The sequence below is a fragment of the Prevotella sp. BV3P1 genome, assembly GCF_000479005.1.
Taxonomy (GTDB): Bacteria; Bacteroidota; Bacteroidia; order Bacteroidales; family Bacteroidaceae; genus Prevotella.
In genome coordinates, this window is record NZ_AWXC01000051.1 from 68,873 (window position 1) to 92,060 (window position 23,188).

Annotated in this window: 16 protein-coding genes; 10 read left to right on the forward strand and 6 right to left on the reverse strand. The window is 45.6% G+C overall.

Features of this window, described 5'->3' with window-relative positions; translation table 11 throughout:
• Window positions 1-59: 59 nt before the first annotated feature.
• Window positions 60-1,268: a hypothetical protein gene (locus HMPREF1254_RS09500; RefSeq protein ID WP_023058479.1), complete on the reverse strand. Its 1,209-nt coding sequence runs from the start codon at window positions 1,266-1,268 to the stop codon at window positions 60-62.
• Window positions 1,269-1,285: 17 nt separating this feature from the next.
• Window positions 1,286-3,661 (reverse strand): TonB-dependent receptor, encoded by a 2,376-nt coding sequence (locus HMPREF1254_RS09505; RefSeq protein WP_036873531.1) that lies wholly within the window; start codon window positions 3,659-3,661, stop codon window positions 1,286-1,288.
• 198 nt (window positions 3,662-3,859) lie between these two features.
• On the opposite strand from HMPREF1254_RS09505, the gene HMPREF1254_RS09510 reads away from it, so the two are divergent.
• From HMPREF1254_RS09510 to HMPREF1254_RS09535, 6 genes are all read left to right on the forward strand, one after another.
• On the forward strand, window positions 3,860-5,605 hold the full coding sequence (locus HMPREF1254_RS09510; protein ID WP_036878971.1) for an ABC transporter ATP-binding protein: 1,746 nt from the start codon (window positions 3,860-3,862) through the stop codon (window positions 5,603-5,605).
• 2 nt (window positions 5,606-5,607) lie between these two features.
• The gene (locus HMPREF1254_RS09515; RefSeq protein WP_023058494.1) at window positions 5,608-7,305 is read left to right on the forward strand and encodes an ABC transporter ATP-binding protein; all 1,698 of its coding nucleotides are present in this window, start codon (window positions 5,608-5,610) and stop codon (window positions 7,303-7,305) included.
• A 172-nt stretch (window positions 7,306-7,477) separates the two neighbouring features.
• Window positions 7,478-8,878, forward strand: a complete 1,401-nt coding sequence (locus tag HMPREF1254_RS09520) for a DUF3945 domain-containing protein (RefSeq protein WP_023058451.1) — start codon at window positions 7,478-7,480, stop codon at window positions 8,876-8,878.
• A gap of 33 nt (window positions 8,879-8,911) precedes the next feature.
• On the forward strand, window positions 8,912-11,041 hold the full coding sequence (locus HMPREF1254_RS09525; RefSeq protein WP_023058387.1) for a type IA DNA topoisomerase: 2,130 nt from the start codon (window positions 8,912-8,914) through the stop codon (window positions 11,039-11,041).
• 319 nt (window positions 11,042-11,360) lie between these two features.
• Complete coding sequence (locus tag HMPREF1254_RS09530; protein ID WP_023058468.1) at window positions 11,361-11,792, forward strand: DUF1896 family protein; 432 nt, start codon at window positions 11,361-11,363, stop codon at window positions 11,790-11,792.
• A complete protein-coding gene (locus tag HMPREF1254_RS09535) occupies window positions 11,779-17,244 on the forward strand; it encodes a helicase-related protein (RefSeq protein WP_023058389.1) in 5,466 nt (1,821 codons plus the stop codon). The genes HMPREF1254_RS09530 and HMPREF1254_RS09535 overlap by 14 nt, the downstream gene beginning before the upstream one ends.
• A gap of 86 nt (window positions 17,245-17,330) precedes the next feature.
• On the opposite strand, the gene HMPREF1254_RS09540 is transcribed toward HMPREF1254_RS09535, so the two are convergent.
• Together HMPREF1254_RS09540 and HMPREF1254_RS09545 are read right to left on the reverse strand one after the other, a co-directional pair.
• Window positions 17,331-17,648, reverse strand: a complete 318-nt coding sequence (locus HMPREF1254_RS09540) for a helix-turn-helix domain-containing protein (protein ID WP_036873533.1) — start codon at window positions 17,646-17,648, stop codon at window positions 17,331-17,333.
• Window positions 17,649-17,651: 3 nt separating this feature from the next.
• Window positions 17,652-17,990 carry a helix-turn-helix domain-containing protein gene (locus HMPREF1254_RS09545; protein ID WP_023058439.1) on the reverse strand — a complete coding sequence of 113 codons (339 nt, stop codon included), beginning with the start codon at window positions 17,988-17,990 and terminating at the stop codon, window positions 17,652-17,654.
• Between the two features lie 222 nt (window positions 17,991-18,212).
• Here HMPREF1254_RS09545 and HMPREF1254_RS09550 point away from each other — a divergent pair, with 222 nt between their 5' ends.
• The gene (locus tag HMPREF1254_RS09550) at window positions 18,213-18,518 is read left to right on the forward strand and encodes a helix-turn-helix domain-containing protein (protein ID WP_023058447.1); all 306 of its coding nucleotides are present in this window, start codon (window positions 18,213-18,215) and stop codon (window positions 18,516-18,518) included.
• A gap of 15 nt (window positions 18,519-18,533) precedes the next feature.
• Window positions 18,534-18,833: a helix-turn-helix domain-containing protein gene (locus HMPREF1254_RS09555; RefSeq protein ID WP_023058498.1), complete on the forward strand. Its 300-nt coding sequence runs from the start codon at window positions 18,534-18,536 to the stop codon at window positions 18,831-18,833.
• Window positions 18,834-19,090: 257 nt separating this feature from the next.
• Here HMPREF1254_RS09555 and HMPREF1254_RS09560 read toward each other — a convergent pair whose 3' ends face one another.
• Entirely contained in the window at window positions 19,091-19,453 is a 363-nt protein-coding gene (locus tag HMPREF1254_RS09560; protein ID WP_036873657.1) for a hypothetical protein, read from the reverse strand.
• 18 nt (window positions 19,454-19,471) lie between these two features.
• Window positions 19,472-20,707 carry a site-specific integrase gene (locus HMPREF1254_RS09565; protein WP_023058482.1) on the reverse strand — a complete coding sequence of 412 codons (1,236 nt, stop codon included), beginning with the start codon at window positions 20,705-20,707 and terminating at the stop codon, window positions 19,472-19,474.
• A gap of 409 nt (window positions 20,708-21,116) precedes the next feature.
• Between HMPREF1254_RS09565 and HMPREF1254_RS09570 the strand changes: the two genes are divergently transcribed.
• Both HMPREF1254_RS09570 and HMPREF1254_RS09575 read left to right on the forward strand, forming a co-directional pair.
• Complete coding sequence (locus HMPREF1254_RS09570) at window positions 21,117-21,728, forward strand: hypothetical protein (RefSeq protein WP_036878925.1); 612 nt, start codon at window positions 21,117-21,119, stop codon at window positions 21,726-21,728.
• 631 nt (window positions 21,729-22,359) lie between these two features.
• Entirely contained in the window at window positions 22,360-22,935 is a 576-nt protein-coding gene (locus HMPREF1254_RS09575; protein ID WP_036878928.1) for a tetratricopeptide repeat protein, read from the forward strand.
• Window positions 22,936-23,188: the final 253 nt, after the last annotated feature.

Below are 23,188 nucleotides of genomic sequence, written 5' to 3' on the forward strand. Positions count from 1 at the left end.
ATCCGTATTACTCTTAGAAAAGGACCAATAGCTCCATGAGAAATGTTTTTAATGGGAGCTTATTCAAATGCGATTAAACTTGAAGGTACTCCTATGGTGGTAACAACTGGTCTTTGCGAGCATTCCCCCGTTTTGGTATTGTAAGTATAGTATCCTGTGCCTTCTTTGCACGTCATACCAAAGACTATAAAATCCTTATATCGTGTACAAGCAAAAGCTCCCATGCTTGTGGTCAATGGAAGATCGAGTTTTTCGATGGTTTTATTCCAAAGATTGATTTTAACCGGTTGATAGTTGAAATCAAGAATTGATGATTGCATAAGGTCATTGTGTTGAGTGTAAGCAGGGATGTTAATACAAGCATATGCTATTCCACCTCCTGCATAATAGAACGGAAGGATATAGGCAGCATCAGTGTCTAGACCTGTTACTTTTGTTTTGGATAATTGGAAGTAATAATCCTTATCCCATTCATCAGTTCCTTTTTTTATACGTAAGAAGCCGTCTTTCAAAGGATTCATCCCATCCATGCCTATACTGTAGAAGTAGATGTCTCCATGTTCGTCCTTGATAGCCGAGGAATGACGAAAAAGTCCTACAGATGCAGTTCGATTGTCTTTAATTACCTTTTCTACCGTGTTTGTCTTCAAGTCAATGATGGCAACCTCTGCTCCCGTTCCGGGCCATGAGGTGTGAGGTGAATTTTTCTGATTAAGAGAGACGTAAAGTTTTCCATCACGGATTACATTGCATCCCGGGTCGGGATTATTGTCATTCGTTGCATATTTTGCAAGATCAATCTCATCTTTTTGCTGCATTGTTTGAGGATTGAATATGCCAATCTTCCCTCGTTTACTGAGCGATACATAGGCTGTTTCATTATTGAAGAAAGCAATTTCTCCCGGACGAGAGTCCTGCCCAAAAGTCATTGTCTGACCTTTCACCAAATGTCCTTTGGTATCTCTAGTGAATTGATGAATTTTATCGCCCCACACTCCTTCGGCAATCAATACTATATTGCCATGGACAAAGGGATAAGTACCGAAGCCGAACTCGTATGTATTTTTATTGTTGACCTCTTTCTGCAAGAGATCCGAGAATGTCCCCAAATAGTCGGTCTTTTGGTCAATCTGATTGATAAAGACAAAATGCTGCTGCACCTCTTGAGGGGTAGGCGTAGGTTCATCATTTTTGTTACAAGATGTCAGCCCTATGACGCCGACCAGCATAGCGGAAAAGGCTATGCGATTGAAAATTGTTGTATTCATCTTTTATATTTGTTAAATTAGAAAATTCCTTTCGAGAAGACGTACCTGAATTTGAGGTGGAATGTCCGTCCTGCCAATGGTTGGCGGAACTGGTCCCAGACCTCTTTGTTCATTATATTATGGCATTCCAAGGCTACGGAATATTTGTTTTTGTAGGTCAGTAGCAGACCTATGTCATTGACGAAACTGCGGGGAATACGTCGTTTCTGCAATTCGGTTAGTTCCCAGAAATAGAAGAACTCCTCAGTAAATTTGCCGTCCCAGAAAGCCTTGACATACCAATTCTTGAATAACCGGTCGCTGTGATACTCCGCCCCGAAGTTGGCGAATAAATAGGGAATGTTCGGCAGTCGCAATCCTTTTGTCGGATTGGGGGCTTGGGTACCGGGTAAATAGTTCAAGACATCGCGCACATCTTGATAAGTCAGATTTCCGTAGGCATAGACCGTTGGTGAGATGTCCAGTTTTAATTCGGTTTCTATACCTTTAATATGTACCTTTTCTGCGTTCACATATCCGGCTGCCATGTGCTGTTTCATCAGTTTTATCATATCACTTACCTGCATATAAAAGCCGTTCACTTCAAACTGCAATCGCGATAAGCCGAGTATGTCGTTTTTATCTATCAAGAAGCCCAGATTGAAGTTGTGGCTTTTCTCCGGTTTCAATCCAGCAGCAGGAAAGGTGATGATACCATCGCCGAACAACTCTTGCGAATTGGGGAGGCGTATTGCCCGCTGGTAAGATGCTTTCAGATGAAAACCTCTGAAAGGCTCGTATTTTATTGCCTCTATCCAGCCGATTTGTGAGGTCGTATTGTTCTTTTTCTTCGGAGCCTCAATCATCTCGTATGAAGTCAAATCTTCTATCTCGGAATGGAGGTGGAAATACTTTGCGGAGAGCATATTCGTCAGTTTCTTGTCAAAGAGTTTTGCCTCCCAAGTCAACCCCGATACGACACTGGTCTTTTTACTGGGAAATCCCCCGATGACAAAACCTGCATGCTGACTTGCAATGTTATCGCTCGGTTGTCTTCGTGCATAGTTAATGAGTGTGTTCAGATTCAAACTGTGATTGGCAGACAATCTGTAATCAAGATTGATACGTTCGTTGATTTCCAATCCTTTGTCGTTTGAGTTATGAGGGACGTCCCCCGTTTCTCCCATTCCGTTCGGACTCGGATATATGTTTCCCTCGAAATCGTGATTAACTCGTGCCGTATCCACAAAATTGTTTGTTGTATGCGAGAGGGAGAAATGGGACTCAAAGTGAAGGCGGTCGTTCAGCATTCCGCTTTTTATCAGTTTGTTTTCCAACATAAACATTCCTGATTGGTCTTCGGCGTGTTGTATGTTTTTTAAGATGCCTTGGATTTCATTGAAACGATTATAGTACCCGAACTCGGTACTAATCTCATTGAACCAAAGTTTCGTGAAAGCAATTTTTCCTTTCAACATATACGAACGAAAACGGTCATGGTCACGCCTTACCAACAGATTCTCTCTCTCGGGAACTCTGAAAGAGTAGTCATTCTTTGCAGATGTATAATAACCTCCCGCACCGAGCAGAATGCCACTCTTTGGAAAATTCTTGCGAGAGAAGACGCTTCCTTTGTGTGTTTGATAAGAACCTAATTCATACGAGGCATCTAAATAATCCGTACTAAACTCTTTCGTAACGATATTGACAGCGCCTCCCAATCCATCGCAACCGAAACGGGCAGGAATGATACTCTTATAGACTTCTATTCTTTCTATAATGTCTATCGGAATTTCATCAAGAGAAAAAGCCCCATCAGAAGTACTCATTGGTATTCCGTCCCATAAGATTTGAATGCGGTTTCCTTCCAATCCATGAACAATAATTCTCGAACTGCTCCCCAAACCACCGGTATGCCCGACTTTCAAACCTATGGTTTTATTCAAAACGGTTTCTAACGAAATAGATCTGCCTTGAAGTTCTTTCGCATTTATTACAGAAACTGCTTCAGGCGACTCTCTGAGAACTTGTGTTCTTGTTTTCCCAACTACGACTACATCTGCCAGCTCTGTTGATTCCGGGAGTAGTTTTATGGTATAACGCTTCCCATTTGCAGTAATCGTATCGGTAATAGACTGATAGCCGACATAACTTACCATAAGCATAAGTTTTTGATTACTTGATGCATTTAGTTTTGCAATGCCTTTCCTATTTGTAGTCGTACCATTCGTGTACGTTGGAGCATTCAAACCTTTCCATTGTATGGTGGCAAATTCTATGTTGTCTCCAGTCTCTGCATCAATAACTTTTATTTCAGTTGGTTGCAGTTGTGCAAACATAGGATAAGACCACAACAATAGAAATCCGACAATGAGCATTCTTTTATATAAATGGACTATTGAGCTGATTGACATATCTTATTTGTTTATGAAATTCTGTGCAAAGGTACTTACCTGCCGAGTAAATAAATACCCCCGCTGTTCACGCTTATGCCCCTGTTGTGTTTATATGCGTGCAAATTGTTGTTTGGGGGTAGTGTAATGCTTATCGGGGTTATTTTACCCATGTTCGTTGCCGTACCTTTGCAGCAGAAAAATCAAAACGACACATATATGGATAAACAAAAAGTCAGACCTCTTGATGAGGAACGGGAGAGCCGCAGTCTGCTCTCCAATGCAGTGGTCATATTGCACCTTATTTTTGGTACACTCCCTATACTGCTGGTAGTATGGGCAGTGGATAAGTTGATGAATGGCACGCTCTCTCCCATAATAGTTTCGGGTATTGGAGGAATAATGGTACTATTCGCACTGCTTCGGGGAGTATTCTATGGAACATCGATTTGGCGGGCACACCGGTCGGCTTACAATGCCCTTACACGATTGAGGTTGCGTATCATAAGTCATCTGCAACGCTTGCCACTCGGTTTCTTTCAAGAACGGAAAGTTGGCGAATTGGTGAATATTATCAACCACGATGTGGAACAAATTGAAATTTATTTAGCGCACGGATTACCTGAAATCCTTTCGGCTACGCTTTTTCCTGCCTTACTCTGGATAATCATTATGGTGTTGGACTGGCGTTTGGGGCTGTCGCTCATTTCTCTTTTGCCTGTAGCATTTCTTCTGCAAATGGCTGTCAAAACACTTTGGGGAAAGAACTTTCAACACTTTATGGAAAGTACGCAAAAAATGTCGGAAGACCTTTTGGAATATGTGGCTACCATATCGGTAATCAAGGCTTTCAGTAACGAGGAAAACAGAACGGTACGGGTACTTGGCGGTATGCGCGATTATATTCATTGGGTGAAGCGGAGCATGTTCAGCGTTACTGTTCCGATGGCGCTCATAACGATGTTCTTGGAAGGTGGTATCGTGGTAATGACCCTTGTCGGGCTATGGCTGATGACTTCGGGCGAACTGACGGTGGCACGTTTTATCCTTGCCCTGATATTGGGCGGACTATTCTCGTCCTCCTTTGCTAAGTTGGCAACATTCCAACATTTCCGAATCGTCTATGGTCAGTCGTTGGCAAAAGTACAGTCCATTACAGAGGTACAGACAAAGGAAACTGCGGACAAGAAAACAGATACGACACAGACGGATGTTTGTTTCGAGCATGTTACGTTCTCCTATCCAAACAAGGAAGACAATGCGCTGAAAGATGTATGTCTTCAATTTCCGAGAGGAAGCCATACTGCAATCGTGGGCGAATCCGGGTCGGGAAAAACCACGCTGGCAAGTTTGATGATGGGGTTCTGGCAACCCCAAACAGGTACTATACGACTGGGAGGAGAGAATATTACGGAACTCTCCGAACGTAATATCGCTGATTATTTTTCGATGGTACAGCAGGAGGTTTTTCTCTTTAACACAACCATTCGGGATAATATCCGTATAGGAAGACCAACCGCCACACAAAAGGAAGTGGAAATGGCAGCACAGCGTGCTCGTATTCATGATTTTATCATGGGCTTGCCGAATGGTTATGATACGCTGGCAGGCGAAGCCGGCGTAAAATTCTCCGGCGGAGAAAAACAGCGTATTTCCATTGCCCGAATATTGCTCAAAGACTCTCCAATAGTTATTCTCGATGAAGCTACTGCCGCATTGGACGGAGAGAATGAGAAACTAATTCAAGAAGCTCTTGATGAATTGCAGCGCAACAAGACCGTCATTGCGATTGCTCACCGTCTCAATACCATTCAGGATATGGAGCGTATTGTTGTGATGGACAAAGGGCAGGTTGTGTCGAAAGGAACACACCAAGAACTGATGAAAGACTGTTCTCTGTACCGCAATATGACGGAAACACAGGAACAAGTAAGTAAATGGCAATTAAAAGAAGAGGAGGAATAAGAATGGTACGCAATATACTGAATGAATTGACCGCTCGCGGAGTGCGGCATCTGATTATCTCCGCACTGTTTTTCGTGGTTTATGCCCTTTGCGGCACGGCGATAATGCTCACAGTCTTGTTTCTCATCAACCGTCATATACAGGGAGAAAGCATCTCTTTCATTTTGGCAGCATGGGTACTCGGCAGTCTGCTGGTCTTGAAAACCATATCCAATGCCATTGCCGATATGAGTAAGCATTTTGCCGGATTTGATCTTGTGGAACGTATCCGCGAGAAAATCATATTGAAACTGAAAATGTTTTCACTCGGTTTCTATACCAATGAGCGTCTGGGAGAGATAAGTACAGTCATTCACAAAGACGTCGATAATATGGAGATGGTTGTGGGTCATCTTTGGACGCGAATGTCCGCCGACTTCATTGTAGCTCTGATACTCGGCGTCGGGCTGTTCTGTGTGGACTGGCGCATGGGATTGACGATGGTTGCCATTCTTCCCATTGCCCTATTTTCTCTGTATCGGGGCATTCGTTCGGGAATGAAAGCACAGGAGGAGGCACAGGATAATCTGGCGGATATGGTCAGTCTCTTCGTGGAATATGTCAAGGGCATACCCGTGCTGAAAGTGTTTGGTGGAAAAGGAATGTTCCGTGACAGACTCGACCACTCTGTCAGTGAATTTGGAGAAAGCAGTAAGAATATTTCCCGTTTGGCTGCTGTAAGTGTGGGTAGATACACTTTTTTGATAGAATTGGCTTTCGCTCTGATGGCTACAATCGGTCTTTGGTGGACACAGCAAGGTGAACTTTCTCTTTTCGCTTATCTGATGTTCGTCATCGTCTCAAAAGAATTCTACAAGCCTTTTGTCAATATGGAAAGTCATTGGCTGAATTACATCAAGGTAAAGGACAGCTACGGACGCATTTCCCATTTGTTGAATGCCCCTGTTATCACCAATCCTGAACAGCCGAAAACAGCAACCCATTTCAATCTTTCCTTTGACAAAGTTGGTTTCCATTATGAGAAGGAAGGTTTTGAGATGAAAGATCTCACGTTCCATGTTCCCGAAGGAACGGTAACGGCACTTGTTGGCTCGTCAGGTTCTGGTAAAACAACCATTACCAACCTGTTACTCCGTTTCTGGGAACCGCAGACCGGCAGTATTCGTATCGGTGGTATAGACATTCGAGAAATGGACTATGATTATCTACTCGGTAAAATCAGTGTAGTGATGCAGAATGTTATTCTCTTTTCAGATACCATTGCCAATAATATCAAAGTGGGCAACCGCAATGCTACGCAGGAAGAAATCGAGGAAGCTGCACGACGGGCGATGATACACGATTTTATCGTCAGTCTGCCGGAAGGTTATGAAACAAAAATCGGAGAAAACGGTTTGGGACTATCTGGAGGGCAGAAACAAAGGCTTTCAATCGCCCGTGCGTTCCTAAAAGATGCTCCCATCATTCTTTTGGACGAGATAACGAGCAATGTCGATCCTGTCAATGAATATAAGATACAACAGGCGATGTCCGCCCTTATCCGAAATCGTACAGTTTTGGTCATAGCCCATCACCTGCAAACCATTCGCAATGCTAATCAGATTATCGTGATGGACAAGGGACGCATTGTAGAGAACGGGACGCATTCAGAACTTGCAGCAAAAGACGGAATGTACTGCAAACTATTGTCGATGCAATAATTTAATCAATAAAAAATATGGAGGTATGGTGTTGAGTCATACCTCTTTTTTTGCCACTTTCATCCATATCAATGCCACAAGTACGCAGTTATTTCCAACTGCTAATATGCACAGTTTCTTTGATTTACCTTTGTTCATACACCGCTGTTGGTGTCATTAAATACATTGTAATATGGACGAAAAAATCAAAGACCAAGAAGTCCTTTTGGTGAAAGACCCCAAGGACGAGAATCTCAAAGCCGTCTCAGGGACGGACGAGAAAGGCGGACTGAAAACTGTACCGCCTACCGCCGAACATGAGCAGAGTTTCTTGAAGTTCGACAAGCACAGCAACGCCTTGGAGAATTTCCTCTCCAACTTCATGCGGCAGTTCAAGAACCCCACACAATTTCACTTCTTCAAAGTCCCCTTCGAGGGTGTTGTTGCCAGCGCACGGGTTCTCGCCGAGATGCTCAAAGCTCCGGATGTCCCCTCCAACAAGGAGATGCTGGACTCTGCCCGTGTGATTCCTTCGGACTATGCAGGAGAGCAGAAGCGGACCTTTCAGGAGATAGACCCCGAGAAGATTGACTGGGAGCAGTTCTCCAAGATGGGCGTGAGCCGTGAGAGCCTTGAAAAGGGCAAGGAGCTTGAAGCCATGCTAAAATACCGAAAATCACCCCACCTTGTCCCCATCAGCGTAAAAATCGGAGACGTAGCTCTCCATACGGACGCACGCCTTTCATTACGTGAGACAGAGGACGGCAGATTTATCCCCGTTGTCCACGCCATCCGCAAGGAGCCTCAGTTGGAGCGGGAGTTCTTCGGGCACACCTTCACCGACGAGGACAAGAATGCCCTGAGAGAAACGGGCAACCTCGGACGTACCGTGGAACTGACCTTTCCCAATAGCGATAAACCCACCCGCAGTTTCGTGAGTATCGACCGACTGACCAACGACATCATCGCTTTGAGTGCCGATAAAGTTCGTATCCCTGATGAAATCAAGGGCGTAAAACTGAGCGAAGAGCAGAAGAAGGATTTGTCGGAAGGCAAGAGCATCTATGTGGAGGGAATGACAGCCAAGACGGGAAAGAGTTTCAACGCCAACCTCCAGTTCAACGCCGACAAGCGGGCAATTGAATTTCGTTTCGGCTCACCCAAGCAAAGCCAAGGACAGCAGCAAGACAGCCGTAAAGCAGAAAATCAGGAGAAGCGGCAAGGAGTCCGCATACCCAAGAAGTTGTTGGGAAGGGAGGTCTCGCCGGAAGAGCAAGCCAAGCTCAAGGAAGGCGGAACGGTCTATATGGAAGGCTTGAAAGACAAGCAGGGACAGCCGTTCAACGCATACGTCCGTGCCAACTTTGAGAAGGACAAGTTCGATTTCTTCAAATGGAATCCCGACAAGCCCCAAGCCAAAGAAGTTGTTCCCGACAACGCCTCCAAGACACAGGTAGCCGTCAATTCCGAAGGCAAGACCAACGAAGCGACGAAGCATGTGAAAGAGCCTCTGAAAGAAGGACAGACACAGCCCACCGCCGAGCAGAAAGAAGAGAAGCAGGAACAGAAGCGTTCCAAGGGAATGAAAATGTAATCCGCCACCACTAACATCCAAAAGTAAAATCGTATGAAAGTCATCATAGCAGAAAAACCGAGCGTAGCCCGTGAGATAGCCCGCGTCGTTCGGGCAACAAACAGAAAAGAGGGCTATATAGAAGGCAGTAACTACACCGTCACATGGGCATTGGGACACCTGATAACGGCGGCCATGCCCGAAGCCTACGGCTTCAAAGGTTTTCACAAGGAGAACCTTCCGATTCTTCCTCCCGTCTTTACCCTTATTCCCCGCCAAGTCAAGAGCGGTAAAGGCTACAAGGCAGACCCGAGTGTCGTTGCCCAGCTCAAAGTCATTGAAAAACTCTTCAAAGCGGCAGAGAGCATCATCGTAGCCACCGACGCAGGACGTGAGGGTGAGTTAATATTCAGATTCATCTACGAGTATCTTGGCATCGCCAAGCCTTTTGAGCGACTCTGGATCAGTTCGCTCACGGACAAAGCCATTCGGGAAGGACTTGCCCATCTCAAAAGCGGAGCCGAGTACGACAATCTTTACTATGCCGCCCGAGCACGCAGCGAAGCCGACTGGCTCGTGGGCATCAATGCCACCCAAGCCGTTTCCATAGCGGCAGGTTATGGCACCTACTCGTTAGGCAGGGTACAGACTCCGACGCTCTGCATGGTCTGCTCCCGCTTCTGGGAAAATAAAAAGTTTACGCCACAACCGTTTTGGCAGCTAAGCCTTTCCGTAAAGGACGGCGATGAAAACTTCCGTTTCTCTAATCCCGAACGTTGCTTCAACAAGGAAGAAGCCACCGCCTTGTATGAGAAGATCAAAGCCGCCTCTCACATCACAATAGAAACGATAGTCCGCAAGGAGGCGAAGCAGGAACCGCCTCTTTTGTACGACCTGACCACCTTGCAGAAGGAAGCCAACAGCCGACACCGTTATTCGGCAGAACAGACCCTCACGCTGGCACAGAAACTTTATGAAAGAGGATACATTACCTATCCGCGCACCGGAAGTCGTTATATCTCGGAGGATGTCTTCGAGGAAATCCCCGCATTGATTGCCTTCCTGCACGACCATCCCGTATGGGGTATCCATACCCGTAACCTTTTCGTCCTCAATGCCCGGTCGGTAAACGGGAAGAAAGTGACCGACCACCACGCCCTGCTCATCACGGGCAAAAAGCCGATAGATGTATTCGGAGAGGAAGCGGTCATCTACAATATGATTGCGGGGCGTATGCTGGAAGCCTTCTCCCCTCGGTGTGAAAAAGACGTTACCACCGTAACCGCCTTGTGCGAAGGTGTAAAGTTCACGCTCAAAGGAGAAATCATCAGGCAGGAAGGCTGGCGTAGCATCCTTAAAAACGAGAAAGGCAAAGACAAGGAACAGCTCGAAGCCGAAGAGCGAGAAAGCCGTGAGAATGGCGAAGGAGTCCTCATTCCGGAATGGAACGAAGGCATGCAACTTGCCATTTCCGCCTGTTCGTTGGCACAAGGGACAACCAAGCCCAAACCGCTACACACGGAAAGTTCCTTACTTTCTGCAATGGAGACGGCAGGCAAGGAGTTGGAAGACGAGGAACTGCGTGTCTGTCTGAAAGATTGCGGCATCGGCACTCCTGCCACCCGTGCCGCCATCATCGAAACGCTCTTTACCCGCGAGTATATGGTACGTAAGGAGAAGTCGCTCGTGCCTACCGAAAAAGGACTTGTCCTCTATTCCATCGTCAAGGAAATGAAAATCGGCAATGCCGAGATGACCGGGCAGTGGGAGGCAGACTTGGCGAAGATAGAACGTGGAGAGATGAAGGAAAAAGATTTCCGCAAGGACATCGAGTCTTATGCCACGCAGATTACCGACGAACTGCTCTCGTCCAAAATCCTCTTCCCTCAAAGGCGAAGCGACATCCATTGCCCCAAGTGCGGTAAGGGTACGATGGTATTTCATTCCAAATGTGCCAAATGTTCGGATGCCGATTGCGGATGGACGCTTTTCCGCACCGTTGCGGGCAAAAGCCTTACGGACGAACAGCTGACCCAGTTAGCTGTAAATGGGGAAACCGGCATCATCAAGGGCTTTACCTCCAAGGCAGGCAAGCGGTTCGAGGCTTCGCTCTCGTTAGACGGGGACTTCAAAACGGTTTTTGTCTTCCCCGAACGCAAGAAAACGGGCAAATCCCGAAGATAAATCCCCGTAAATTGCTAATTTTGCCACTGAATGATGCGGTCATAACAATCTTATTGTTTTACTGCGGATTTTAGTGGTGGCACTCGGCGGGGACGTCGAGTGCCTTTGCATTATAGGGTTATGCCTCAAAAAAGTATTCTTTAGAGAAGTTTTTTTTCAGAGCCGATAAACGGTCGTTCAAAAGATGTCGAGTAATCTCCGAAAAGATACCGAGTAATAACAGAAAAGATACCGAGCAACCGGCTGAAAGCTCATTAGCTTTCTCTTGATTACTAATTAGCTTTTCGGGCAATCCATAACATTCACTAAAATCATTCATATGACAGTCATTCATTTTTCATACTACGAACTTTCCCTGCTCTCATTTCTCAGGGAGAGCCACCCCGAGCTGGCGGACGACATTCCTTTCGTGAAGGAGCGTGCCGAAGCCGCCTCGCAAGCCTATACCGAAGCCTTTGACAACGGCTTTTCCGTAGCCGAATGTATCGGCATCGCCAACAAAACCCTTTATGCGGGACTGCATTTCTCCCGACACGACACGCTCACGTCCGTTCTGTGGAACGAGTTCTCAGCAGATGTGCCGCTCGAAGCGGTACGGGAGACAGCAATACGATTACGTCCGTTTGCGGAGGAGATCTTCTCCAAATATCCTATTTCGGACGACTTCGCCTATACCCCCGAATACAATGCCCTATACACGGAACTGACGGGCTTTATCCAATTAAAACTCGAAGAAGATGGCAAGCTATAACAAGAAAGAGCATCTTCGGGCGAATATAGATGCCATCCAAACGGTTTTTACCCTCCATCGGGAGCATCGCACGGCTACGGAGGAGGAAATGAAGGTGTTGCGGGCTTATACGGGTTTCGGTGCCTTAAAGTGTATTCTTTCACCGGCAAACTCGATGGAGGACATCGCACGCTGGAACAAGTCGGAAGTGGAACTCTTCCCCTTGGTTATGGAACTGCATCGGGTTATTCGGGACAACACCGCTTCGGAGACTCAGTACAAAAGCTATATGCAGAGTCTGAAAAACTCGGTGATGACCGCTTTCTATACACCTGAACCCATAGTACAGGAGATTGCCGCGTCCTTGCAAGAGGCAGGCATTACCCCCGGCAAGATACTCGACCCGTCGGCAGGAATGGGCGAGTTTATCCGCTCGTTCAATACTATCACAGCCGAAGGACACACCACATTCGGCTTTGAGAAAGACATCCTGACGGGACAACTGCTTTCCGCCCTGCATCCCGACGACAAGATACGCATCCGTGGATTTGAGGAAATCGAATCCAAGTTCAACGGTTATTTTGACGTGGTGAGCAGCAACATTCCTTTTGGGGACATCGCCGTCTTCGACCCGGTCTTCAGCAAGACGGACGAGCCGGCACGCAAGGTGGCACGCATGTCCCTGCACAATTACTTTTTCGTCAAGGGTGTGGATATGCTTCGTGAAGGCGGCGTGCTGGCATTCATCACCTCCCAAGGCGTTATGAACGCTCCCTCGAACGAACCTGTTCGGGAATGGCTGATGAGCCATACCCGCCTTGTGTCGGCAGTCCGTCTGCCGAACAATCTCTTTTCGGAGAATGCCGGAACGGAAGTGGGCAGCGACCTGATTGTCCTGCAAAAGAATAGTAACAAGGCATGCCTTACCGAGGAGGAGCAGCGTTTCATCAAAAGCGAGAAGCGTCCCAGCGGTGTGATGTTCAACACCTACCTGCGGAGCATGTCACAAATCGTGCATACCGAGTGGAAGCAGGACACCGATCCATACGGGAAACCCGCCATCCTGTTCCACCACAGCGGAGGGGCGGAAGGCATTGCCAATGATATGGGTAAAATCCTGCGGGCAGATCTGGAAAAGCGGTTAGACCTGTCATTATACCAACAACATATCCCCACACAGCAACAGAGCGAAGTTATTCTCCCTGCTCATTCTGAGGAAAAACAGACCGTGCAAAAGCCTCTGTCTTCTGATGGTGCACACACAGAAGAAAAGCCCGCGACTACGGAACCCATTCAAACGAATGTATCGCCACAGACGGAACTGTTCGACCTCTTCGGAAATGTCATTCAAGAAAAGAAGCCCAAGCGTAAAGCAGCCGCAAAACCGAAGCCGGTTTCTTCCCCCTCTCTGTTTCCCGAGACTTCACAAAGCAGCGAGACGGCAAATGGATTAAAAGATACGGGCGAGCTGTGGTGGCAGCAGGATAAGGAGAAAGGGATGCTGGCACGTCCCTATGAGGGCTTATGGCACGAACACCTCAAAGAGGGTTCTTTGCTCGCCTCGGACTTTCAGGTAGGTACGCTTGTCCGTGATATGGAGGACAACCGCCTGTTTCAGCCCATAGACTTCTCTTCCCAAGAACGGCAGAAGATGCTGGGCTACATAGACCTGAGAGACGCCTATCACGCTCTCTATGATTATGAAGCGGAGCACAAGGCGGAGAATGTTTCTCTTCGGCAGCATCTCAATGACCTGTATGACCGTTTTGTACGTCTTTACGGGCATCTCAACGATCGCAAGAACCACGAAATGATTCTGATGGACGCTGGAGGACGTGAGATACTTTTCTTGGAACGCAAGGTGGATGGCAAGACGGTCAAGGCGGACATCTTCACTCAGCCCGTCTCTTTCAGTCTGCACGATGTAACTCAGGTGGAGACTGCCACCGAAGCCCTTTCCGCATCCCTGAATAAGTTCGGAAGCGTGGATCTCGAATACATGGCTTCCCTGTTGTCCGACGGAACGGAAGAGGACATCCTGAACGAATTAAACGGCAAAGTCTATTACAATCCGTTGGAGGGTGGATATGAGACAAGCGAGAAGTTCATATCAGGGAATGTGGTCGCCAAGGCGGACGACATCGGACATTATCTGTTGGAGCATCCCGAAGATACAAGAGCCGCTGCCTCCATGCAGGCGCTTAGGGATGCCGTGCCTGTCCCCATTCCTTTCGCCGACCTTGACTTTAACTTCGGGGAAAGATGGATTCCCGTACAGATATACTCGGACTATGCCTCCTTCCTCTTCGACACGGAGGTGGCGATACACTACAATTCAAGTGCGGACGAGTACTCTGTCGATGCACGCCTGCACAATGCCAACATCTGGGACAAGTTCTGTGTTCGGGGACAGCACCGCCGCTATGATGGTGTTACGCTAATGAAACACGCCCTATTGAATACTTCTCCCGACATCACCAAGAAGATTATGGTCGGAGACAAGGAGGTCAAGGTAAGGGATACGGAAGCCATACAGATGGCAAATTCAAAGATTGATGAGATACGAAACGGCTTTACAGACTGGCTTGCCGAGCAGCCGGACGATTTCAAGAAGCAGCTGGAAAAACTGTATAACGACAAGTTCAACTGCTTTGTGCGACCGCAATATGACGGCTCGCATCAGACGTTTCCCGACCTCAATCTGAAAGGATTGGGTATTGAAAGCCTGTATGGCAGTCAGAAGGATGCCGTATGGATGCTCAAACTCAACGGAGGGGGTATCTGCGACCATCAGGTGGGAGCAGGAAAAACGCTCATCATGTGCGTGGCAGCCTACGAGATGAAGCGATTGGGCTTAGCAAACAAGCCGATGATTCTTGCCCTGAAAGCCAACGTGCAGGAGATTGCGCAAACATTCCACACGGCATATCCGAACGCAAAACTGCTTTACCCGGGCAAGAACGATTTTACACCCGATAAAAGGCAGCGTATCTTCCATGACATCAAGAACAACAACTGGGATTGCATTGTCCTTACGCACGATCAGTTCGGTATGATACCCCAGTCGGACGAGATACAGCAAAGCATCTTGCAGGATGAGTTGGACAGTGTAGAGGAGAACTTGGAAGTGTTGCGTCAGCAGGGGCATACGATTTCCCGTTCCATGGAAAAGGGATTGGTCAAGCGTCAAATGAATTTGGAGGCAAAACTTTCCGACATCAAATTCCGCATTGACAATCGAAAGGACGACGCGGTGGATTTCAAGACAATGGGCATAGACCATCTTTTTGTGGATGAGTCGCACACTTTCAAGAATCTGATGTTCAACACCCGCCACGACCGTGTGGCAGGATTGGGCAACAGCGAGGGCAGTCAGCGTGCACTCAACATGCTCTTTGCCATCCGCACCATTCAGGAGCGGACGGGTAGGGACTTGGGAGCGACCTTCCTTTCGGGAACGACCATCTCCAACAGCCTCACGGAGCTGTATCTGCTCTTTAAGTACCTCCGCCCGCAGGCATTGGAACAGCAGAATATCAAGACCTTCGATGCTTGGGCGGCTATCTTCGCCAAGAAGAGTATCGACTACGAGTTCTCCGTCACCAACGAGATTGTGCAGAAGGAGCGTTTCCGCTATTTCATCAAAGTACCAGAGCTGGCAGCGTTCTACGCCCAGATAACGGACTACCGGACGGCAAAGGACATCGGCATAGACCGACCCGAGAAAAACGAAATCATGCACAATATCCCGCCAACGCCCGAACAGGAGGAGTTCATCGCCAAATTGGTGGAGTTTGCCAAGACGGGCAATGCCGAGCTGTTGGGAAGAGCTCCGCTTACGGAACGGGAAGAAAAAGCCAAGATGCTGATAGCAACTGACATGGCGAGGAAGATGAGCTTAGATTTGAGGCTCATAGATCCCGAGAAGTACTCGGATCATGTGGACAACAAGGCTTCCCACTGTGCCGCCAAGATTGCAGAGTATTATCGGAAGTATGACGCACAGAAAGGTACGCAGTTCGTATTCTCCGACCTCGGAACCTACAAGCCCGGAGAGTGGAATCCTTACAGCGAAATCAAACGGAAGTTGGTGGAGGACCACGGCATACCCGCTCAGGAGATACGCTTCATACAGGAGGCGAAGAGCGACAAGGCTCGAAAGACGCTCATTGCGGGCATGAACGAGGGAACCATTCGGGTACTGTTCGGTTCCACCTCTATGCTCGGTACGGGCGTGAACGCCCAGAAACGTGCCGTGGCTATCCATCATCTTGACTGTCCCTGGCGTCCTTCCGACCTTGAACAGCGGGACGGACGGGCGGTGCGTAAAGGAAACGAAGTAGCCAAGTTTCATGCGGACAACAAGGTGGATGTAATCATTTATGCAGTGGAAAAATCACTTGACAGTTATAAGTTCAACCTATTATATAATAAGCAATTATTTATAGAGCAGCTGAAGAACAATCGTCTTGGCAGCCGTACCATCGACGAGGGAAGCATGGACGAGAAGTCGGGGATGAATTTTTCCGAGTATGTAGCCATTCTTTCGGGAAATACGGACTTGTTGGAAAAGGCGAAGTTAGAGAAGAAGATTGCTGGCTTGGAGAGTGAGCGACGTTCCTTTATGCGCAGCAGGCAGACTTCCCGAAGTCGATTGGACGAGGTGTTGCGTGTCGTGGATGGGAACAAGGAACTGATAGCACGCTTCAAAAGCGACCGGGATCTGTTTGAGAGCAGGGTGCAAAAGGACAAGGACGGTAACAAACTCAACCCGATACAGCTGAAAGGCGTGGAAGGCAGCGACCCGAAACGGATCGCAGCCAAACTTGCGGAAGTCAAGGAGCATGCCCGTACCAAAGGGGAGTATTTCGACATCGGCACTCTTTACGGTTTCAAGATAGTGGTCAAGACCGAATCCTCCTCACAGAGTCTTTTCGACTTATCGCAGAACAGGTTTTTCATCATGGGAGAGAGTGGCATGAAGTACAGCTACAACAACGGTAACATTGCCACAGATCCGGTACTTGCCTCCATGAACTTTCTCAATGCGTTGGAAAAGATCCCGAGCCTGATACAGAAATATGAGGCGGATACGGTGAAGATAGCCAAAGATATTCCCGTATTGCAGGAGGTGGTCAATGGCTCGTGGAAAAAGGAAGAGCAACTGAAAGACCTCAAGACGGAACTTGCCGCACTCGACCGTCAGATACAGCTTTCCTTGAAGCCCATTGAGCAGGGAGACGCACAGCAGGAAGAAGAGAACATAGAAGAGCAGAAGGAAATGGAAGGGAACATCTCAGGGCAGTCCCGTCCGATTGAGCCTACCGCTAACGCATCCTCCGTCTGCACGCTTTCGGCTCAAACCGACAGACTGCCCGAAGACGCGAGGCAGAGTATTAGGGATACACAGCCCCTTACGGACGGTGTGCCGTCATTGGCAAACAAGGTCTTTGTCGTCAGACCGAAAATATGATTTATGAAACGGACTCCAAGTATAAATCCCGCCTCGTCATCACGACGGGACGGGATTTGCACAACTAAAATAAAAAAGCAAAGAACTCATTCTTCTTTTTTCCTCTTTCTTCTCCGTTTCTTATTCTCGGTGAAATGATGTTCCATAAAGGCAGTTATCTCTGATTCCAGATACCACGTTTTGTGATAGATGATGTGGAACGGCAGCGTCCCCGAATCTCGGTAACGTTGCAAGGTTCGCTTGCTGACTTGCAGCATCATACAGACCTCTTGATTGTCCAAGAGCGGCTCGCCGTTGAGCATCGGACGTTGGGGAATATCGGGAATGGTCTGCTTCAGATGGTCGAAACGGGTCATAATCCGCTCCATCCATTCAAGAAAAGTGTCTCTGTCCAATAGTTCCATATGCTATTTCGTTCTCTTGGCTTTAAGCAGGAAATTCTGTCTCAGCTCTTTGATGTTTTGAGGATTGCAGTACAGGCTCTTCTTGCGTATCGCCTCCTCTATGTCGTTTAAGTCGTAATAGCATCGTCCAAGGATAATCTTGTAACCGATACGTTCCGAACTTCGCAACCGTTGGAGGGTGCGTTGGCTGATGCCGAGTATTTCGGCTAAATCCTTGTTGGTTATCAGGCGGTTTTCGTATTCTTCCTTCGCCTGTTCCTCTTTCTCCACATATCGGAGAATTTTCTCTATCTTGCCCACCAAATCGTGGTAGGCTTTGCTCTCAATTGTAATGACATCCATCGCTCTTTTAATTTGATTATGGTGCAAAGTTCGGGCTTTGAAATCGTTTGGATTGTATGCTAAATATGTACTGAATAGAGATTTTTATTGTCAAGTATTCAAGCCCGAAGACACAGGCTGTCATATCAAAGCCACAAGCACGCAATTTGATGAAAGTATCTCTTTCTCGCATACGCTGTCATTACATTTGCATATCGTAATATCCAAACTAAAAATTGATATATGGAAGTAATAGCAATCGAAAAGAAAACGTATGAAGCCATGATGGAGCGTTTCCGCATCCTGACCGCCAAGGTCGATGCCCTCTGTCGGGAATCGGACGAGAAAAGAATGGGCAAATGGCTGGACAACCAAGATGTCTGCCAAATCCTGAACGTCAGCTTGCGTACACTGCAAACCTATCGGAGTAACCGGACTTTACCCTATACGAAGATAGGCTACAAGATGTACTATAAACCGGAGGATGTTCAGAAACTGGTAGACAAGTCGGTCTCTCCATACATAACACAGTATCTTAATCACCACTAAATCCAAAGTAGAACTATGAGTAATAATGTAAAGACCAAGAATGACGAAGAAATCATGCACTTCCTCAATGCCTCCGACCGTATGATAAAAGGGATAGATGCCCTGAGGAAAAGAAACAGACCAACGCTTCAAGGGCAGCGGTACTTGACGGACGAGGAACTTTCCCGACGGCTGCATGTCAATCGACGCACCCTGCAAGACTATCGTGATATGGGGCGTATTCCATTTGTCAAATTAGGAGGGAAAGTCCTCTATAAAGAGGAGGAGGTAGAAAAGTTGCTGCAAGAGAACTACCACCCACGATTTGAGGAATGATGAAATGTTTGTCGCTGTTGCCTTGATTTTTGTCGTATTGTCGATTTGTTTTGACCACGATAAAACAAGCTCTCAAAAAAGTGACGTAAGATTTCAGAAAACTTACGTAAGTTTTCCGAGATTCTTACGTAAGATTTGATGGCTTCTTCGACCACTTCTCTTCATTGGCTCATCATACGCCCAAATCAAGTTACAACGGAATGTGCAGTAAGCAAAAAGCAGACAGTAGGAATTATCTTCTTACTGCCTGCTTTTCTTTAATTATGTTGTCTGCCAACGGTGTAACAGACAATCATGGGTGGAGAGGAAACTTTCTTCTCCGAAAGCCTGCCGATTATCCACCTTCGCAAAGTCTTTGCCTGTGGTGTGGCAATACGAAACGACAGCATCGTTATCATTTCGATACTGTATAAATCAATAAATCCTTGTTCGGAGTGGATTGTTCTCATCGCTTCCGTCTCCATCAGGAGAACTTCTTTGAATATCGCTTTGATTTGTGCGCTCACCTTGCCGGAGAATGCCCCGAGCAGGTCGGCAATCTCACAAGCAGACATCCAAACGCGAGTAGCTGGGATATGTATTTCTCCGTTACCGCCAATGGTTATGATTTCTCTTTTCATAGACATTCTTCCTTATTATTATATGGTAATACCGCTAAACTGTTCTATCCGGCTTAACTTGTCGGAAAGGGAATTCATATCCCGGCTTTCCTTCTCGTGGGTAATTTTGGCGTAGATTTGTGTCGTGCGGATATTCGTGTGTCCGAGCATCTTGGAGAGCGTTTCGATGGGAACTCCGTTGGTCAGACAAATTTCCGTTGCCATGGTATGGCGACTGGTATGCCACGTTATGTTCTTTTCTATACCGCAAAGTCCGATGATTGTTTTAAGGTTCTTGCAGGCGGTAATGTACTGAGGAACGGGCAGGAGATAATTTTCCTTTGCCATGCCATCATACTTTTCGATAATCCTCAATGGAATGTCCATCAGCATGATGTTGGATTCCACGCCCGTCTTCTGTCGCTTGGTCATAATCCACAATTTGCCGTCGAATGAAGTTTGCACATTGTCTTTGGTCAGGTTCTTCATATCGGTAAACGACAAGCCGGTAAAGCAGCAGAAAACATACAGGTCACGCACCAACTCCATGGACTTGCGGCGAAACTTCAAATCCATCATTTGACGTATCTCGTCCTTGGTCAAATAATCCCTTTCCGTACTCTCGGCGGAGATGCTGTAATCCACGAAAGGGTCTCGAACAATCCAGCCGTGATTCTGGGCAATGGTAATCATTCGGCGCAAAGGCATCATGTAGATCCATACGGTATTATTGCAGCACTGCTTTTCCGTGCGGAGGAAAATCTCAAAGTCCGTGATGAATGCAGGTGTAAGCTCTCGCAGGGCAATGTCGCTCAGACGATAGCGTGTCTTGATAAATTCTTCCAAGTGCTTGTAAACGGTACAATACTTATGGTATGTGGAATCGCGACGCAGACCGGCAGATACCTGCTTGGCAAAATCCTCATTGTGCTGGGCATAGACCGTCAGCAGTGTCTCGTACCGCATCTCCAAACCCAAGAAAGCGTTCTTTACTTTCTCCGCCGTGACATAGTTGTCCCTTTCGGCAATCTCCTTGTATTTGGCATTGATACCCACCCGAATCTTGTCCAAGAAGCGGTTGGTTTCCAATGCGACGGAACTTTTTCCCGAAGCCCGGTTGCTCTTGACATCCCATAGATTGGGGAGAATGTCGCATTTGCAACTGAACTGTGCAATGGTTCCGTCGATAGTGATACGGCACATCACGGGAACGGAACCGTCTTTCTTCGGGGCGTTCTTTTTGAGGTAGAACAGAACCTTAAACGTACTTCGCATAACTCTGACCTTTTATAAGTTACAAAACTATTTATTGTCAGGTTATCCGCTGATACGCAATTCATTGTACTTTGATGGGAAAGATTCCAAGCATTCATTTTTTTGCCTTTTTTCTTCCCATTCTCCCTTTATTGGGCTATCTTTGCGGAAGATTTCAGTTGGGGATTAGCCCGTTCGTTACCGTTTTTGCCATTCCTTTCTACTTGGATATAGGGTAATGTTTTAGTAACGCTGCTCTGTCCAAAGTTGGCAAAAGTCCGTCTTTTGGCGGTTTTTCCCCCGAATGGTCAAATAATCAGAACTGACTGACTCACAAATCATTTGCTATGTCCGCTCATTTTTTGACCATTAAGGATAGATTTTTGTCAAAAGGGATGATGAGTTATAGAAACTAAATAAAAGATTAGTAATGAGATTTTGTGCTATATTGATACTTTCTGTGATTTCAATTCTAAATAGTTTAGAATTGAAATCACAAACTGTTGTAAAAATTTTAAGCAATGGTTGTAAGGTAGAGAGAAGTTTATTTCTAAACGAAAAAAAAATCGGGGTGTATAATAAACGAGGTAGATTGGTTAAATTGTCCGCAGATGAAATCAAATATCAAAAGATATTTTTATATCAATCTTATAGCCTGATTGATTATGGAATAATTCTAAAATATCCCGAGGTTGTATATAAAGATGCGTGTATTATTGCTGATATTTTGTCAAGTTATGACCCAAGCGAAATCTTATCGTTTACAAAGCCTATAGGGGAGCGAAAAAAGATTTCTATACAAGATATCAATAAGTATTACACGTATCTTGATGCCAGTGTTGACTATGTAGTTAGTATTAACATTATAGTCAAGGATAGTCTTATTACCCAATATAGTTATACTTACAAGCCCAATATGTCTGACATCATTATTTCATATACATGTGTATTTACTTATGATAAAAATAATCGAATAGTAAAATTAGAAAAAATATATAGACGACACTATGAAACAAAAGAAATTATATATGAAAACAAATAACACATGATTTTTGGTAATGTTCCAAATCGGGAGTTGTCAGAATAAAAAGAACAACAAACTTAGCACACAAACGCCAAGCCATCGCAGCAATAAATGAAAGAATGTATAGCATTAAGAAACCTTTTAAAAAAGGGTAATTCGCGCACAGGAAAGTAGAGTAGAGAAATATAGATGGTATTCTAAAAGGCTCTATGAAGGCATATAATAATTGGATTAAAAATCCTAAAAACAAAGGAAGGGAATTTAGGTATGAAATCGATAAAGACACCCCTGATAAATAGATTTTTTAAAAGTTGTTTCTTTAGACTGACGGTAATAGACTTCGTCTTATTTCTGTTGTTTAGATATTATCAGCCATTGTGTGAACCTTGTTTAGATAACGATTGGGAACCGTGTATATCAAAAGAGCAATACATTATTATTTACATAGGTATCGCGGTGAATGTAATCGGTTTCATTGTATGTATATATAAAACAGTAAAGAACAATCGAAAGAAACAACAAACGTGGCACGAAAACGCAAGCTACAATAGCGATAGATAACAGAATGTATAACATGGAAATAATAATCGAGGGGATAAAAACAAGTCTATAAAAAGAGGCCTAATCCCAATAAAAGAAAGGGGAAGTAATGGAAAGGAAAATAACACTATCAAAGGAAGAAATAATGAAGTTTCAAAACACCTTAGATAATTTGAAAAGTAATTCTAATTGGCAAGTTTTAAAGACTTATTTGATAGAAATGAAAATTAAATACCCATCTGAATATTTTATATGTACGGAATTATCAAACGCTTATTATATGCTTGGCATGTATAAAGAAAGTGAACAAGCTTCCATGGAAGCTATTCAGTTAGAGCCCAATGATGTGCTTGTAATGTACAATTATGCAGTTGCTTTATACTCAAATGAAAAATATTTAAAAGCCATTGTACAATTGAATAGAATACTTAAAAGAAGGATAAATTCTATTGCATATGGAGTTCATGGGGAAGGCCTGAAATGGGCAATGTCTATTAAAAACGACTCTTTATATCTAAAGGCTATTTGTCAATTAAATCTTGGAAAATTAAAAGAAGCATATAGCCTTATAGGAAAACATCTTGCGCAGAGGCGAAGAGGTGTATATAGTGATTTTACCAAGAAGCAAGTTAAGCGAAAGGAACAATATATTATAAATGAGTTAAACAACAAAGTTGTGAAATAAATGTTAGAAGCATTAATTTTCAAAATATGACGGTCAAATTAAAGAACAACAAACGTGGCACACAAACGGCAAGCCACAGTAGCGATAAATAACAGAATGTATAACATTAAAACAACAAGAGAGTGCTAAACCATATTTAGATTGTTTGAACTTGCCCATACAAGAGCGCGCTCCAACATCCATATAAGGGTAACAGGCAATACCCTTATATGGGTGTTCATCATTACCCATATAAGGGTATTAAAAGCCGTAA